The 15,237-nt window shown below is 62.6% G+C and carries 13 protein-coding genes and 1 pseudogene; 10 read left to right on the forward strand and 4 right to left on the reverse strand.

The window, feature by feature from the left end; all coding sequences use genetic code 11:
- The first annotated feature begins 14 nt into the window (after positions 1-14).
- From lpxA to ACSQ27_RS04430, 9 genes are all read left to right on the forward strand, one after another.
- Complete coding sequence (lpxA, locus tag ACSQ27_RS04390; protein ID WP_436154246.1) at positions 15-827, forward strand: acyl-ACP--UDP-N-acetylglucosamine O-acyltransferase; 813 nt, start codon at positions 15-17, stop codon at positions 825-827.
- Positions 828-921: 94 nt separating this feature from the next.
- Positions 922-2,052, forward strand: coding sequence for a lipid-A-disaccharide synthase (lpxB, locus tag ACSQ27_RS04395; protein ID WP_436155398.1), 1,131 nt, complete (start codon positions 922-924; stop codon positions 2,050-2,052).
- Entirely contained in the window at positions 2,024-2,641 is a 618-nt protein-coding gene (gene rnhB / locus ACSQ27_RS04400) for a ribonuclease HII (RefSeq protein WP_436154247.1), read from the forward strand. Before lpxB ends, rnhB begins: the two co-directional genes overlap by 29 nt.
- A complete protein-coding gene (locus ACSQ27_RS04405; RefSeq protein ID WP_436154248.1) occupies positions 2,638-3,435 on the forward strand; it encodes a TrmH family RNA methyltransferase in 798 nt (265 codons plus the stop codon). Before rnhB ends, ACSQ27_RS04405 begins: the two co-directional genes overlap by 4 nt.
- Before the next feature lie 271 nt (positions 3,436-3,706).
- Positions 3,707-4,888, forward strand: a complete 1,182-nt coding sequence (gene carA / locus ACSQ27_RS04410; protein ID WP_436154249.1) for a glutamine-hydrolyzing carbamoyl-phosphate synthase small subunit — start codon at positions 3,707-3,709, stop codon at positions 4,886-4,888.
- Positions 4,881-8,111: a carbamoyl-phosphate synthase large subunit gene (gene carB, locus ACSQ27_RS04415; RefSeq protein ID WP_436154250.1), complete on the forward strand. Its 3,231-nt coding sequence runs from the start codon at positions 4,881-4,883 to the stop codon at positions 8,109-8,111. Before carA ends, carB begins: the two co-directional genes overlap by 8 nt.
- A gap of 168 nt (positions 8,112-8,279) precedes the next feature.
- On the forward strand, positions 8,280-8,756 hold the full coding sequence (greA, locus tag ACSQ27_RS04420; protein ID WP_436154251.1) for a transcription elongation factor GreA: 477 nt from the start codon (positions 8,280-8,282) through the stop codon (positions 8,754-8,756).
- A 10-nt stretch (positions 8,757-8,766) separates the two neighbouring features.
- A complete protein-coding gene (locus ACSQ27_RS04425; RefSeq protein WP_436154252.1) occupies positions 8,767-9,204 on the forward strand; it encodes a DUF4149 domain-containing protein in 438 nt (145 codons plus the stop codon).
- A 239-nt stretch (positions 9,205-9,443) separates the two neighbouring features.
- A complete protein-coding gene (locus tag ACSQ27_RS04430) occupies positions 9,444-9,845 on the forward strand; it encodes a hypothetical protein (RefSeq protein ID WP_436155434.1) in 402 nt (133 codons plus the stop codon).
- 96 nt (positions 9,846-9,941) lie between these two features.
- Here ACSQ27_RS04430 and ACSQ27_RS04435 read toward each other — a convergent pair.
- A pseudogene (locus ACSQ27_RS04435) lies at positions 9,942-10,220 on the reverse strand (IS21 family transposase); the annotation flags it as partial.
- A 165-nt stretch (positions 10,221-10,385) separates the two neighbouring features.
- Between ACSQ27_RS04435 and ACSQ27_RS04440 the strand changes: the two are divergent.
- A complete protein-coding gene (locus ACSQ27_RS04440; protein WP_436154253.1) occupies positions 10,386-10,709 on the forward strand; it encodes a hypothetical protein in 324 nt (107 codons plus the stop codon).
- A gap of 133 nt (positions 10,710-10,842) precedes the next feature.
- Here ACSQ27_RS04440 and folD read toward each other — a convergent pair whose 3' ends face one another.
- From folD to ACSQ27_RS04455, 3 genes are all read right to left on the reverse strand, one after another.
- Positions 10,843-11,688 carry a bifunctional methylenetetrahydrofolate dehydrogenase/methenyltetrahydrofolate cyclohydrolase FolD gene (gene folD / locus ACSQ27_RS04445; protein ID WP_436154254.1) on the reverse strand — a complete coding sequence of 282 codons (846 nt, stop codon included), beginning with the start codon at positions 11,686-11,688 and terminating at the stop codon, positions 10,843-10,845.
- 86 nt (positions 11,689-11,774) lie between these two features.
- Positions 11,775-12,401, reverse strand: a complete 627-nt coding sequence (locus tag ACSQ27_RS04450; protein ID WP_411877690.1) for a response regulator transcription factor — start codon at positions 12,399-12,401, stop codon at positions 11,775-11,777.
- Between the two features lie 49 nt (positions 12,402-12,450).
- Positions 12,451-15,018: a PAS domain-containing sensor histidine kinase gene (locus ACSQ27_RS04455; RefSeq protein WP_436154255.1), complete on the reverse strand. Its 2,568-nt coding sequence runs from the start codon at positions 15,016-15,018 to the stop codon at positions 12,451-12,453.
- Between the last annotated feature and the right edge of the window lie 219 nt (positions 15,019-15,237).

Genomic DNA, 15,237 nt, shown 5'->3' on the forward strand with positions numbered 1-15,237 from the left:
CAGGCGAGCGCGACATGACAGCATCTCCTAACGCGCCGGGCATCCATGCCACGGCCCTTGTGGACCCGCAAGCCCAGCTCCACGAATCGGTAAGCGTCGGGCCCTACACCGTCATCGGTCCCCATGTAAAAGTCGGCGCGGGCACGACCATAGGCGCGCACTGCGTGATCGAAGGCCACACCACCATAGGCCGCGATAACCGGATCTTCCAGTTCAATTCGCTGGGCGCGATCCCGCAGGACAAAAAATACGCGGGTGAGCCTTGCGAGCTGGTCATCGGCGACCGCAACACAATTCGCGAGTTCTGCACCTTCAACATCGGCTCACCCGGCGACAGCGGCGTGACGCGCGTGGGCGACGACAACTGGCTCATGGCCTATGTGCACCTGGCGCATGACTGCGTCGTGGGCAACAACACCATTTTTGCCAACAACACCCAGCTGGGCGGGCATGTGCACGTGGACGACTGGGTCATCCTGGGCGGGTTTACCGTCGCGCACCAGTTCGTGAAAATCGGCGCCCACAGCTTTACGGCCATGTGTTCGCTGCTGTTCGCCGATTTGCCGCCTTTTGTCATGGCACAGGGCCAGCCGGCCGAGGCGCGCTCCATGAACTTCGAGGGGCTGCGGCGTCGGGGTTTTTCGCCTGATCGTATTTCCGCCGTCAAGGCCATGCACAAGGCCTTGTACCGCGATGACCTCACGCTCGACCAGGCCCGCGCGCGCATTGCCGAACTGACCGCGAAACACCCGGAATCGGCGCCCGACGTGGAGATGATGCTCTCCTTCCTGGCGCAAACCTCGCCGCAACGCGGCATCGTCCGGTAAGGCCATGTCTCTCGAGACCAGCCCTCTGCCAGCCCGTGGAGAGGCTGGCGGCCTAGCCGCAACACGGCCGGCCGGCCGCGCACCCAAGGTGGCCATGGTCGCGGGGGAAACCTCCGGCGACCTGCTGGCGGGTTTGCTGCTCGACGGCCTGAAAACCCGCTGGCCGGCCTTGAGCTCCAGCGGCATAGGCGGCCCGCAGATGGCCAAACGTGGTTTTGAGCCCTGGTGGCCCAGCGAGAAGCTCGCCGTGCGCGGTTATGTCGAGGTGCTGCGCCACTACCGCGAGATCGTCGGCATTCGCGAACAGCTCAAACAACGGCTGCTGAAGCAGCGCCCCGACGTCTTCGTCGGCGTGGATGCGCCCGATTTCAACCTGGACCTCGAAGCCGCCTTGAAAGGGCAGGGTATCAAGACCGTGCACTTTGTCAGCCCGTCCATCTGGGCCTGGCGCGCCGACCGTGTCGAAAAAATCCGGTGCAGCGTGGACCACGTGCTGTGCATCTTTCCGTTCGAGCCGGCCTTGCTGGCTGCCCACGGCATTGCCGCGACCTATGTTGGGCATCCGTTGGCCAATGTCATTCCGCTGCAGCCCGACCGGGCCGCCGCAAGGCGCACGCTGGGCCTGCGGGACGACAGCACCGTGGTCGCTATCCTGCCGGGTAGCCGGAAGTCGGAAATCCAGTACCTGGCGCACCGTTTTTTCGCGGCTGCGGCCTTGGTCCGGAAAGCGCAGCCGGCCATCCAGTTCGTCGTGCCCGCCATCCCGGCCCTGAAGGCCGCTATCGAGCGCATCGCCGACGAAACCGGCATGCGGGCCCATCTGCAAATCCTTGACGGCCAGTCGCACACCGCCCTGGCCGCCTGCGACCTGACCCTGATCGCCAGCGGCACCGCCACCCTGGAGGCGGCGCTGTTCAAGCGGCCCATGGTGATCGCCTACAACATGAACTGGCTGTCCTGGCAGATCATGCGGCGCAAGAAGCTGCAGCCCTGGGTGGGCCTGCCCAACATCCTGTGCCGCGACTTTGTCGTGCCCGAACTGCTGCAGGACCAGGCCACGCCCGAGGCGCTGGCCGGGGCCGTCCTGCAATGGGTGGAGGCAAAATCGTCGGCACCTGACAAAATAGCGGCTGTGGAACAACGATTCGCCGCGCTGCACACCGAGCTTCGGCGGGATACTTCAACATTAGCGACCGATGCGATCCAGCAAATTCTTGAAAGCTGAGCAAACCGCACTGTCCTGGGACATTCCCGGGCTGGTGGCTGGCGTTGACGAGGCAGGGCGCGGCCCCCTGATGGGGCCGGTGGTGGCCGCCGCCGTCATCCTTGACGAATTGAACCCGATCCAGGGGCTGGCCGACTCCAAAAAGCTCACGGCCCTGCGCCGCGAAAAGCTTTACGACGAAATCCGCGCCAAGGCCCTGTGCTGCTCCATCGCGCAGGCCAGTGTCGAGGAGATTGACAGCCTCAACATCCTGCAGGCCACCATGCTGGCCATGAAGCGCGCCGTGGAAGGCTTGCGCCTCAAACCCAACAAGGTGCTGGTGGATGGCAACCGCCTGCCCACGCTGGTGATCCTGTCGGAGGCCATTGTGGGCGGCGACGCGCTGGTGCCCGCCATCTCGGCGGCCTCCATCCTGGCCAAGGTGCACCGCGACCGCTGGTGCGCCGAGTTCCACCTGGAATACCCGCAGTACGGCTTTGCCGACCACAAAGGCTACGGTACGGCCGAGCACCTGGCCGCGCTGCGCGAGCACGGTGCCTGCCCGCAGCACCGCCGGTCCTTCGCGCCGGTGGCCGAGGTCCTGCGGTGAATCAGGGTGCTTCCGGGCCCGCCGCCGAAGTCACGCACGTCACCTCACGCGACAACCCGCTGATCAAGGACTTGCGCAAGCTGTCGCAGGACAGCACGGCCTACCGCAAGCAGGGGCGCGTCTGGCTGGAAGGCGACCATCTGTGCCGCGCGGCGCTGGCACGCGGGCTCAAACCCGCCCTGGCGGTCTTCTCCGAGTCCTACTGGCCCATGGCGCCCGCCGCATTGACGCGGGCGGCCGCCAAAAGCATTGTGATTCCCGACAACTTGCTGCCCGAGATCAGCGGCCTGGAATCGCCCGCGCGCATGGGTTTTGTGCTCGATTTGCCCGCCGCCGCCGGCCTGCAGCCCGGTGCCGCCTCGGTGATCCTGGACCGGGTGCAGGACGCCGGCAACGTCGGCTCCATCCTGCGCAGCGCGGCGGCCTTTGGCTTCGGCCAGGTTATCGCCCTCAAGGGCACGGCGGCGCTCTGGTCGCCCAAGGTCTTGCGCGCCGGCATGGGCGCCCACTTTGCCCTGCAACTGGTGGAAGGCCTGGAGCCCGAGGCGCTGGCGGCCTTGACGGTTCCCATCGTCGTCACCAGCTCCCATCACGGCAGCTTTTTGCACGATCAAAAACTGCCCATGCCCTGCGCCTGGGCCATGGGCCACGAAGGGCAGGGCGTAGGCGAAGACCTGATGGCCAGGGCAGCCCTCAAAGTCCGCATAGACCAGCCGGGCGGCGAGGAGTCACTCAATGTCGCCGCCGCTGCCGCAATCTGCTTGTACGCAAGTTCATTGGTCAGAGGCTCTTAATTCCAGCCGGGGCCGCGGAACTGGCTTTGTCAGGCAGCAGGCGCAGCGGCCCCCTTCGTGATGAAAGGTGCAGGGAGAAAGGCCGTAGGCCACACGAAGTGAGCGACTGTGGGGGTACTACTTGTTCAGGCTATAATCAAGGGCTTTTCAAAACACAGCTTCGCCCGAGCGCATACAAAGCCACCACCCTCTCAAAAGCAGCCTGCAAGAGTCTTGACCGAGACGTTTCTTGTGCACGCTTGGGCGAACCGTAACCAACCCGGAGAACCCAGTGCTTTTGTCTCTACAGGGAAACACCCCTCACGCCATCCTGGCGCTCGCAGACGGCACGGTCTTTATCGGCAATTCGATTGGGGCCGCGGGCTCCACGGTCGGCGAAGTGGTGTTCAACACCGCGATGACCGGCTACCAGGAAATCCTCACGGATCCCAGCTACTGCCAGCAGATCGTCACCCTCACGTACCCGCACATCGGCAACTACGGCATCAATGCCGAAGACGTCGAAGCTGAAAAAGTCCACGCCGCCGGCCTGATCATCAAGGACCTGCCGCTGCTGGCCTCGAACTTCCGTATGACCATGACCTTGTCCGAATACCTGGTCAAGGAAAACACCGTCGCCATCGCCGGCATAGACACCCGCCAGCTGACCCGCCACCTGCGCACCAAGGGCGCGCAAAACGGCTGCATCCTGGCCTTGCCAGCGGGCGAGGCGGTGAGCCAGCCTGCGATCGAGAAGGCCGTCGCGGCGGCGCGCGGCGCGCCCAGCATGGCCGGCCTGGACCTGGCCAAGGTCGTCTCGGTCAAGCAGACCTACGAATGGACGCAGACCGAGTGGAAGCTCGGCGCGGGCTACGGCGTGCAGATCACGCCGAAATTCCACGTCGTGGCTTTCGACTTCGGCGTGAAGAAAAACATCCTGCGCATGATGGCCGAACGCGGCGCGCGCATCACGGTGGTGCCGGCGCAAACGCCCGCGGCCGACGTGCTCAAGCTCAAACCTGACGGCATCTTCCTGGCCAACGGCCCGGGCGACCCGGAGCCTTGCGACTACGCGATCACCGCGGTGCGCGAGCTGATCGAAACCGGCATCCCGACCTTCGGCATCTGCCTGGGCCACCAGATCATGGCGCTGGCCAGCGGTGCGAAGACCTTCAAGATGAAGTTCGGCCACCACGGCGCCAACCACCCGGTCAAAGATCTGGACAACGGCCGCGTCAGCATCACCAGCCAGAACCACGGTTTCGCGGTCGACGAAAAAAGCCTGCCCGCCAACCTCAGGCCCACGCACATCAGCCTGTTCGACGGCACGCTGCAGGGACTGGCCCGCACCGACAAGCCGGCCTTCTGCTTCCAGGGCCACCCGGAAGCCTCGCCCGGCCCGCACGATATTTCATACTTGTTTGACCGTTTCACCGCGCTGATGGAACAGGCTGGGGAGAAGAAAAATGCCTAAGCGCACAGACATCAAGAGCGTCCTCATCATCGGCGCCGGCCCCATCATCATCGGCCAGGCCTGCGAGTTCGACTACTCCGGCGTGCAGGCCTGCAAGGCCTTGCGCGAAGAGGGCTACAAGGTCATCCTGATCAACAGCAACCCCGCCACGATCATGACCGACCCGGCCACCGCCGACGTCACCTACATCGAGCCCATCACCTGGCAGACGGTTGAAAAAATCATCGCCAAGGAACGCCCCGACGCCATCCTGCCGACCATGGGCGGCCAGACCGCGCTCAACTGCGCGCTCGATCTCTGGCACAACGGCGTGCTCGACAAATACAAGGTCGAGCTGATCGGCGCCAAGCCCGAAGCCATCGACAAGGCCGAAGACCGCCTGAAGTTCAAGGACGCGATGACCAAGATCGGCCTGGGATCTGCCCGCTCCGGCATCGCGCACAGCATGGACGAGGCCTGGGCGGTGCAGAAGACCGTCGGTTTCCCCACCGTGATCCGCCCCAGCTTCACGCTGGGCGGCACCGGCGGCGGCATCGCCTACAACTCGGAAGAGTTCGAGGTCATCTGCAAGCGCGGCCTCGAAGCCTCGCCGACCAACGAGCTGTTGATCGAAGAGTCGCTGCTCGGCTGGAAAGAGTACGAGATGGAAGTCGTGCGCGATACCGCCGACAACTGCATCATCGTCTGCTCCATCGAAAACCTGGACCCCATGGGCGTGCACACCGGCGACTCCATCACGGTGGCCCCGGCCCAGACGCTGACCGACAAGGAATACCAGATCCTGCGCAATGCCTCCCTGGCTGTGCTACGCGAGATCGGCGTGGACACCGGCGGCTCCAACGTGCAGTTCTCCATCAACCCGGTCGACGGCCGCATGGTCGTGATCGAGATGAACCCGCGCGTGTCCCGCTCCTCGGCGCTGGCCTCCAAGGCCACGGGTTTCCCGATCGCCAAGGTCGCCGCCAAGCTGGCGGTGGGCTACACGCTCGACGAGCTGCGCAACGAGATCACGGGTGGCGCCACCCCCGCGAGCTTCGAGCCCAGCATCGACTACGTCGTCACCAAGATCCCGCGTTTCGCGTTCGAGAAATTCCCGGCCGCCGATTCGCGCCTGACCACACAGATGAAATCCGTTGGTGAAGTCATGGCCATGGGCCGTACCTTCCAGGAGTCCTTCCAGAAAGCCTTGCGCGGCCTGGAAGTCGGCGTGGACGGCATGAACGAAAAGACCCAGGATCGCGAAGTGCTCGAGAAAGAACTCGGGGCGCCCGGCCCTGACCGCATCTGGTACGTGGGCGATGCCTTCGCCCAGGGCATGAGCGTCGACGAAGTCTTCGCGCTGACCAAGATCGACCCCTGGTTCCTCGTGCAGATCGAGCAGATCGTCAAGATCGAGCTCGAACTCGAAACCACCTCGCTCGACAAGATCGATGCCGTCACGCTGCGCGCGCTCAAGCAAAAAGGTTTTTCCGACCGCCGCCTGGCCAAGCAGCTCAAGACTACCGACACGGCCATCCGTGAAAAGCGCCGCGCGCTGGGCGTGCGCCCGGTCTACAAGCGCGTGGACACCTGTGCTGCGGAGTTCGCGACCAACACCGCCTACATGTATTCGACCTACGAGGCCGAAGGCAGCGAGTGCGAAGCCGCGCCTACCGACAAGAAAAAGATCATGGTGCTGGGCGGCGGGCCCAACCGCATCGGGCAGGGCATCGAGTTTGACTACTGCTGCGTGCACGCGGCGCTGGCCATGCGCGAAGACGGCTACGAGACCATCATGGTCAACTGCAATCCCGAGACCGTCTCCACCGACTACGACACCAGCGACCGCCTGTACTTCGAGCCGCTGACGCTGGAAGACGTGCTCGAGATCGTCGACAAGGAAAAACCGTTGGGCGTGATCGTCCAGTACGGCGGCCAGACGCCCCTGAAGCTGGCGCTGGACCTCGAAGCCAATGGCGTACCCATCATCGGCACCTCGCCCGACATGATCGACGCGGCCGAAGACCGTGAGCGCTTCCAGAAGCTGCTGCACGAACTCAAGCTGCGCCAGCCGCCCAACGCCACGGCCCGCACCGAGCCGGAAGCGCTGGAAAAAGCCGCCGCGCTGGGCTACCCCCTGGTCGTGCGCCCCAGCTATGTGCTGGGCGGCCGCGCCATGGAAATCGTGCACGAACAGCGTGACCTCGAGCGCTACATGCGCGAAGCCGTCAAGGTCAGCCATGACTCGCCGGTGCTGCTGGACCGTTTCCTGAACGACGCGATCGAATGCGACGTCGACTGCCTGCGCGACCCTGAAGGCCGCACCTTTATCGGCGGCGTGATGGAACACATCGAACAGGCCGGCGTGCACAGCGGTGACTCGGCTTGCTCGCTGCCGCCGTATTCGCTGAGCGCCGAAACCGTCACCGAGATCAAGCGCCAGACCGCGGCCATGGCCGAGGCGCTCACGGTGGTCGGCCTGATGAACGTGCAGTTCGCGATCCAGAACATTGACGGCAAGGACGTGATCTACGTGCTGGAAGTCAACCCGCGCGCCTCGCGCACCGTGCCCTTTGTCAGCAAGGCCACCGGCATCCAGCTGGCCAAGGTGGCGGCGCGCTGCATGGTCGGCCAGTCGCTGGCCTCGCAAGGCATCAAGGATGAAGTCACGCCGCCTTACTTCAGCGTCAAGGAAGCGGTGTTCCCCTTCGTCAAGTTCCCCGGTGTGGACACGATTCTCGGCCCCGAGATGAAGTCCACCGGCGAGGTCATGGGCGTGGGCAAGACCTTCGGCGAAGCCTTCGTGAAGTCGCAGCTGGGCGCGGGCACCAAACTGCCCACCTCCGGCAAGGTTTTCCTGACCGTCAAGAACAATGACAAGCCGCGCGCCGTGGAAGTGGCGCGCGCGCTGGCCGCGCAGAAGTTCGAGCTGGTCGCGACCAAGGGCACGGCGGCGGCGATCCAGGCGGCGGGCATTGCCTGCACCGTGGTCAACAAGGTCACCGAAGGCCGGCCGCACGTGGTCGACATGATCAAGAACAACGAAATCGCCCTGGTCATCAACACCGTCGAAGAGCGGCGCAATGCGATCACCGATTCGCGCCAGATCCGCACCTCGGCGCTGCTGGCCCGTGTGACGACCTATACCACCATTGCCGGCGCAGAAGCGGCCGTGGAGGGCATGAAGTACCTGGACAACCTGCCGGTGTATTCCGTGCAGGAGTTGCACGCACAGCTGGCCTGACGGCCTGGTAACCGGGATTTTTTGTCGGGGTTTTTCCCGGCTATTTCCGGGGCTATTTCCAGGTTGAGCCGGGCTCGATTTGCATTAAACTTGTTTGATTGAAATTTTGGATTCAAGCGCCGCCGCCAGGTGACTGGTGGCGGTTTCGCTTTTGCAGGAGCAAAAAACATGGCCACCATTCCCATTACCAAGCGCGGCGCGGAAAGCCTCAAGGCCGAGCTGCACCAGCTCAAGACCGTTGACCGCCCCTGGGTCATCAATTCGATTTCCGAAGCGCGCGCCCAGGGCGACCTGAGCGAGAACGCCGAATACGATGCCGCCAAGGATCGCCAGGGCTTCATCGAAGGCCGCATCCAGGAAATCGAAGGCAAACTCTCCGCCGCGCAGATCATTGACCCGTCCGAGCTGGACGCGGGCGGCAAGGTGGTGTTCGGCTCGACCATCGAACTGGAAGACGAAGAAACCGGCGACAAGGTGACCTACCAGATCGTCGGCGAAGACGAGGCCGACATCAAGCAGGGCCGGGTCAACATCAGCTCACCGATCGCGCGCGCCCTGATCGGAAAGGACGAGGGCGATACCGCCGAAGTCCAGGCGCCCGGCGGCATCAAGCGCTACGAAATCATTGCGGTGATGTACATCTGAGCTTCCATTGATGAAGCAGCGCTTCAATGTGATGGTGGCGGCCCTATGGTGGGGTAGTCTGACGACGCTCGGATTCGTCGTCGTCCCCATGCTGTTCGCCAACCTGGGCGCACCCGCTGCGGCCGGCGCCATGGCGGCCAAGCTCTTCACCGCACAAACCTGGGTCAGTGCCGGCTGCGCCATGCTTCTGCTGCTGGTGCTCAATAAAAAAGACGATCAAGCACTCGCGCAACAGGCGCGAGCCGCGATGAAATTCGTCGTGGCGGGCTTGCTGCTGGCCTTGCTGGTGGAGTTTGGTATCGCGCCGCGCATCGTGAGCGCGCGCGCTGAAGGCGGCAACCTCAAGCTCTGGCATGGCCTGGGAACGGCCATGTACTTGGCGCAGTGGCTGGCGGCAGGCTGGACGCTTTGGTGTCTGGGCAGTTCGACAAAGGATGGCGCCGCCTAGCCGCGTCGCCTCGCCTCGCTGCGGCCTCCACGGGGCCGGAGGCTGAATTTCCAGCGCCGCCTGAGTTTTTTTGGACATGCGCCAAGGGGATGCGTCCCCCGAGCCGCGATCTGCAAGGCCTCGGGATCAACTAAAAGTGGGTGTCTCGTGCTAAGGGCACCGCAAGCAAACATCATCCAAATGAAGGGTGTCAATCCACCGTTTGGTCGTTATGCTCAATCAGAATTTCAGGATTAACAATGGTAAATCCGTCCACCCCTGCAGACAGACATTCAGACTCTTCGCCCCAGTTGCATGAAATCCGAGTTCGGCATCATGAGCACCGTTTTCTTCAACTCAATGGCCTTCTGATTGGTCATAGTGAGGGTTCTCTTCAATACCTGCTTGCGGTAAACGGTGGTGGCGCGGTAGCGATGTTAGGTTTAGTGGGCGCGGTCGAGAAATGGCGCGTTCAGAACTGGCCGTATTGGGTGCTGACGGTGTTCGTCCTGGGGTTGATTCTCTCCGGGCTAACAAGAGCCGTCATACTGATCCATAGCAACCACTTGGTATCCGGCTGGATCGCCGATAGCGACGCCTATTTTCGCAATCAGCTTGAGTGGAAAGAACTCCAAGGTAGAGATAACAGACGAGTGTGTTGAATTGCACTGAAGTCTGACCCGAGTTTTCCATCGAATCTTGACCCACACTCTTTGTGAGCAGAAGCTGCTCACGATGTGGATAAGTTCTTGGTTTTCTCCTTTTTGGGCTGAGTCTGTGTGGATCTGCCTCAAAGTGCGCCGCTGTTTCCGCGATTTTGTTGCCTCGATTACCAGCCAGGTGGCCAGCTTCTCGGCGTAGGGATCGAGCTTGCTTGAGCTGACCCGTCTTGGGTACTTGGGCTCGCTCTCTTCCGATCGCAGGTGCTTCTTCACTGTGTTGCGAGCCAGGCCTGTACGCCTTGAGATCTCGCGGATGGACATCTGATCCCTCAATGCCCAACGTCTGATGACATTCAATGTCGCCACGTCTATCACTCCTGAATTCCCCTGCTTTTAAAACAAGCAGGGTAGTGCCTACGTGGGTCAGATTTGGATGGAAATTACTGCGCTAACTGGATCAGATTTCGACGGAATTCAACACTATCCTCATACAAAGAGGCTGCGCCGTTGCTGAGGAAGGTTTTCCACGATTCTCTTGAGATGATTCAAGACGGCAAAAAAGATCAACTTTTATTCCGGAGCCTCGAAAAGCCTGTGGATAGATACTATGAAGAGGTGGTGGGAAAGATCGGGCTATTAGGACCGGAGATCGCAGAACAGATTATTTTTGTGTACAGCAATTTGAATGCATTTAGGGTTGCCTTTATGCTGATAAATGACCAGCATAAAGACATGAGTACGCCTGAGCTAGTTGCAAGAATTACGCTCTGTGTGAGCGCAATGGATCGGGCTTTCTCGACAGGGCTGACTTTGACTCAAATGCTAAAAGAGCGAAGCGTGGCCAAGTTCAACCCATTTGGGTGAACTCACTTCGCTTCAGAGCTCCCAGTGCTGCGGCTGGGCCTATTCGAAATGCCTCAAGTACATTGAGTGAATTCGCCCTAGTCTTCAATAAAAGGAGCGCACAGCCGTTGTTGACGGGTGCAGTTTCTTTTAATCAGACGCGCTCCGCGGCCTCTAGGGTATTGACCAGCAGCATGGTAATGGTCATGGGGCCGACACCGCCGGGCACCGGCGTGATGTAGCCCGCGACTTCCTTCACATCCTCAAAATCCACGTCGCCGCAGAGCTTGCCTTCGTCGTTGCGGTTCATGCCCACGTCGATCACGACAGCGCCGGGCTTGACCATGTCGGCCGTCAGCACATTGCGCTTGCCGACGGCGGCCACGATCACGTCGGCCTGCAGCGTCATGGCCTTGAGGTCTTTCGTCGCGCTGTGGCAGACGGTCACGGTGGCGTTCTTCTGCAGCAGCATCAACGCCATGGGCTTGCCGACGATGTTGCTGCGGCCAATCACCACGGCATGCTTGCCCTTGAGGTCGTAATGGATGCTTTCCAGCATCTTCATGCAGCCGTAAGGCGTGCAGGGCCAGAAGCCCGGCTGGCCGACCATGAGCGCACCGGCGCTGGCGACGTGAAAGCCGTCCACGTCCTTGGCCGGCGAGATGGCCTCAATGACCTTGTGCGCGTCGATGTGGGCCGGCAGCGGCAGCTGCACCAGGATGCCGTGGATGGACGGGTCCCTGTTGAGCGCGTCGACGCGTGCCAGCAGGTCGGCTTCGCTGAGGGTGTCGGGGTATTTTTCGAGCACCGAATGCAGGCCGTTGTCCTCGCAGGCTTTGACCTTGTTGCGCACATAGACCTGGCTGGCCGGGTTTTCGCCGACCAGCACCACGGCCAGGCCGGGCGTGACACCGCGTGCGCGAAGGGCAGCGGCCCGCCGGGCGACTTCGGCGCGCAATTGTTTGGAGAGGGCGTTTCCGTCAATCAGCTGGGCGGTCATTTTTGAATCGGTTTCTCAAAGTAAAAACGCCCGCTGGTCCAATCAATACGGGCGTTAAAGCTATCAGGGGACAGCGAAAGAGGGGGTCAGGCCTTGGGCGCGTTGGACCCCAGGGCGATTTTGAGCAGGTCGGCCACGGTGTTGGCGTTGAGCTTTTCCATGATGTTGGCGCGGTGCGCCTCCACCGTTTTGATGCTGATGCCGAGGTCGTCGGCGATCTGCTTGTTGAGGCGGCCCGCCACGATGCGCTCGAGCACCTGGGCTTCGCGCGAGGTCAGCTTGGCCAGCAGGGCGTCGCGGCTGGCGGACTGCTGGAATTCGCTGAAGGCTTCCTTGGCCTGCTCCAGCATGCGCTCGACCAGGTTGACCAGGGCTTCTTCCTGGAAAGGCTTCTGGATGAAGTCCATTGCGCCCTTTTTCATGGTGTTGACCGCCATGGGCACGTCGCCGTGGCCGGTGATGAACACGATGGGCAGCGGCGATTTGCGCTCGACCAGGCGGTCCTGCAGTTCCAGCCCGGTCATGCCGCCCATGCGGATGTCGACGATCAGGCAGGCCACTTCGCGCGGGTCGTAGCGGGAGAGGAAAGTTTCGGCGGAGTCGTAGCAGCGGACGCGGTAGTCCTTGCCTTCGAGCAGCCACTGCAGCGAGTCGCGCACGCCCTCGTCATCATCAACGACGTAGACGGTACCTTTTTTGGGAATCAAGCTCATGCCAAACTTTCTTTCGTGAACTTCTCAAGAGACGGTTCTTGAAGGGTTTTCAGTGAACGCCTGCGTTCCTGGCTGCCGTGTTGTCGCCGGCTGGCGCCGTCGGCAAGAGCAGGGGTGTCACAGGGATCCAGAAGGTAAACCGGCACCCCACCACTTCGTCCCCATTGTAGAGGTTCTCGGCCTCCATTCTTCCCTGGTGGGACTCGACAATGCTGCGGCACAGCTTCAGGCCTATGCCCATGCCTTCGGCCTTGGTGGAATAGAAGGCTTCATAGAGCCGGCCCATGACTTCGGGCGATAGGCCGCGCCCGGTGTCAAGCACCGAAAACTCCACCACGGCCTGGTCTTCAATCTGCTTGGGCACCACGCGCAGCTCGACGCTGCGCCGCGCCGTGGGCAGGTGCGCCTGCTCTATGGATTCGGCCGCGTTTTTCATCAGGTTGATCAGCACCTGCTCGATCAGGATGGGGTCCACCATGATTTCGGGCAGGCGGGCGGCGATGTAGTGGCTCAGGCGCACGTGGTGGCGGCGCAGCTCGATGTCGGCCAGCTCCATGGCATTGCTGACCATGGTGGCCACGTCGGCCGCCGTGCGGTTGGGCTCGCTGCGTTTCACGAAGGAGCGTATGCGCTGGATGATCTGCCCGGCGCGGTGTGCCTGCTTGGCGGTCTTGTCCAGTGCGATCAGCAGGTCTTCGTTGCTGATCTGTTTGCCCTTGATGCGCGACACCATGCCGTTGCAGTAATTGTTGATGGCCGTGAGCGGCTGGTTCAGCTCATGCGCCACGCTGGAGGCCATCTCGCCCATGGTGATCAGGCGGCTGGCGGTCTGGGCGCGTTCGTTCTGCTGGGCGGCCTGCTCTTCGGCATGGCGCCGCGGCGTGATGTCGGTGGCGATCACCATCTGCGCCAGGCGGCCGTCCACCCAGGTCAGGTAGCGCGAACGAACTTCCAGCCATTTGCTGAGTTCGGGCACGAAGATTTCAGCGTTCTCCGTTTGCGCCGCCGTCAGCGTGTCGGTCGGGAAGCCGGCCAGGCCGTCGACCGCGTCCAGCGTGTCGTCGGTGGGCACGGCGCTGGGCACGCCGGCCTGCGCGATCAGGTTCAGGTGGCCCGACACCTCGCCGCCGAACCAGGAGCGGTAAAGCTTGTTGGCGAACAGCAGTTCCTCGCTGCCCAGCGGCGCCACGGAGACGGCCGCATCCAGCCCCTCCAGCACCGTGGTGAAGCGCTCGTAGGAGGCGGTCAGTTCCTCGCGGATGCGCTTGGGCTCGGTGATGTCCGTCATCGAGGTCATCCAGCCGGTCTGCTGCCCGCGCGGGTCAATCAGCGGCGAGACGTACATGCGGGCGTCGAAGATCTGGCCGTTTTTGCGTTTCACGCGCACCTCAAAGCCGCCCGGCGGCGTGCGGCCGTGCAGCTCGTCGTCCAGCCTCTGCATCAGGGTGTCGATCTCGCCTTCGGGCCAGTGCGGAAACGGCGGCGTGCGGCCCACCAGGTCGCCTTCGGTCAGGCCCGTCATCTGGCAGAAAGCCGGGTTGACGTAGGTGATGCGGCCCTGCAGGTCCAGCGCGCGCATGCCGGTCAGCATGGAGTTTTCCATGGCGCGGCGGAAGTTGGTTTCGGAGATCAGCGCCTGCTGGGCCTGCACGCGGCGGCGCGTGTGGCGCCAGGTGCCCAGCAGCATCCAGACCGTGAGCGCACTCAGGGCGCTGACCAGCCAGAAGAAGCCGCTGCCGACCACGCCCAGCGAGGCGCGGTAGCCCTCGGCGCGTATCAGCAGGCCGTTGCCGACCGGCGAGACCGGTATCTCGTATTCGGCCGCGCCATCGGACCAGGGCAGCAGCCGGGCCGCGGGATTGCGCGGCGGCGGCAGGTTGCCCGCCAGCACCTGGTTTTTGTCGTCGACCAGGGTCACCGCGTATTTGGCCGTGACCTCGGTCGGCACGCCGAAGCGCAGCAGCCCGTCGATGGAGTATTCGCCCATGATCACGCCGGCGAATTTTCCCTGGTCGTCCAGCGGCACCTGCAACTGCAGGGTGGGGGCGTTGTAGCCGCCGGCCTCCTTGGCCGCCAGCGGGCGTGAATACACGGGTTGGCGCAAGTCCCGGGCCAGGTCATAAGTGCCGTCGGTCTCGCCGACCTTGAGCTGCTCGCCCGCGCCGCGCAGCTGGCTGGCGTTGGCGCTTGGTGATACGTAGGCGACCTTGATGCGGCGTTTGCTGTCCACCCAGGTCACCGCCATCAGCTCGGGATACTGGTTGACCAGCGATTCGGCCTGGCTGATGAATTCCTCGGTGTCGATTTCCTTGTTCGAGACGTCGCGGCCTATGCGCATCAGCTGCTCCTGCCGCTCCAGGAGGCGCAGGCGCAGGCGCTGCTGGGCGTATTCCACGTCGCGCTTGACGGCCTGCTGCTCGCGGTCGATTTCCTCGATGCGCAGGTAGCCGAAAGCGGCGATCACGGCCGCCAGGAAAAGCACCACGGCCAGCAGCGGGCCCAGTGTGATGAAACGGTCCTGGCGCGACGGCGACTGCCGGCGCCACCAGCGGCGCCACAGGGCCAGGGGAGCGGGATTTGCCGCGATGTCGGCGGGGGCGGGGGCTTGCTGGGTCATAAGAGGAAGGGTGCAGTTTAAGGGAGATGCCCTCGGCGTAGCTGGGTTGACCCTGATCCTTTAAGGTGAAGTGAATCACCATCAATGCGACGTGTGCTTACTTTTATATTTCTTAATGTGAAATGAGTAGGCACTATTTGAAATTGTGCGAATATTGTGGGAAACTAGAGACTTGAATCTAATTTGCGTTTACAACACGCTTAGACCCAAGTTGGACAC

The sequence above is a fragment of the Polaromonas sp. LjRoot131 genome, from assembly GCF_964252805.1.
Lineage (GTDB): Bacteria > Pseudomonadota > Gammaproteobacteria > Burkholderiales > Burkholderiaceae_C > Polaromonas.

Coding starts and splice junctions, on each gene's coding strand:
- ACSQ27_RS04455 (WP_436154255.1), bottom strand. CDS start 15,018: ATGACCCAGCAAGCCCCCGCCCCCGCCGACATCGCGGCAAATCCCGCT.
- ACSQ27_RS04450 (WP_411877690.1), bottom strand. CDS start 12,401: ATGAGCTTGATTCCCAAAAAAGGTACCGTCTACGTCGTTGATGATGAC.
- lpxB (WP_436155398.1), top strand. CDS start 922: ATGGTCGCGGGGGAAACCTCCGGCGACCTGCTGGCGGGTTTGCTGCTC.
- ACSQ27_RS04430 (WP_436155434.1), top strand. CDS start 9,444: ATGGTAAATCCGTCCACCCCTGCAGACAGACATTCAGACTCTTCGCCC.
- carB (WP_436154250.1), top strand. CDS start 4,881: ATGCCTAAGCGCACAGACATCAAGAGCGTCCTCATCATCGGCGCCGGC.
- lpxA (WP_436154246.1), top strand. CDS start 15: ATGACAGCATCTCCTAACGCGCCGGGCATCCATGCCACGGCCCTTGTG.
- ACSQ27_RS04440 (WP_436154253.1), top strand. CDS start 10,386: ATGATTCAAGACGGCAAAAAAGATCAACTTTTATTCCGGAGCCTCGAA.
- folD (WP_436154254.1), bottom strand. CDS start 11,688: ATGACCGCCCAGCTGATTGACGGAAACGCCCTCTCCAAACAATTGCGC.
- rnhB (WP_436154247.1), top strand. CDS start 2,024: ATGCGATCCAGCAAATTCTTGAAAGCTGAGCAAACCGCACTGTCCTGG.
- greA (WP_436154251.1), top strand. CDS start 8,280: ATGGCCACCATTCCCATTACCAAGCGCGGCGCGGAAAGCCTCAAGGCC.
- ACSQ27_RS04425 (WP_436154252.1), top strand. CDS start 8,767: ATGAAGCAGCGCTTCAATGTGATGGTGGCGGCCCTATGGTGGGGTAGT.